General features: G+C 35.3%; 1 protein-coding gene. It reads right to left on the reverse strand.

The annotated features are described in order from the left end of the window. A partial coding sequence (locus tag D7Y13_RS47455) for a hypothetical protein (protein WP_208734629.1) occupies positions 1 to 353 on the reverse strand: 353 nt, incomplete at its 3' end. Positions 354 to 451: the final 98 nt, after the last annotated feature.

A 451-nucleotide genomic window follows, 5' to 3' on the forward strand; every position in this document is an offset into this window, starting at 1 on the left:
CTATAGTTTTTAATCTCCTCGTGAATATTAATCTGCTCTGCTACCTTATACAAATCTTGATGCTTAAGCTTAATTTTCCCCGAGGAAGTGCTGTTAAACATCTTGCAGTAAAACATAACAAAAGCCGAGAAAAGGCTTAACTCGATTGTACTTGCCTCAAAATTCTTCAAACTACTAATCTTATTTTCCAATATGGTAATTAGTTCAGCTACTGCTTTTTGAGAGAGCATAAGATCTCGGCCTAAGTAGCTGTAATTGAGTAATTTGATTGTCTCTTCATTATGTATGATCTGGATGCTTTGACTCGAATAATTTCTGGTCCTTAGTAGCTCCGTATATTTTTCGAGGTTCATGGTCTCAGGTCTTTTTGGTAGACAAAATTACAATAAGAATCTATCTTACGTAACTCAGGCACTATGCGATACTTCACAAAAGTATTCCTCTTTGAATC

The sequence above is a fragment of the Corallococcus praedator genome, assembly GCF_003612125.1.
Lineage (GTDB): Bacteria > Myxococcota > Myxococcia > Myxococcales > Myxococcaceae > Corallococcus > Corallococcus praedator.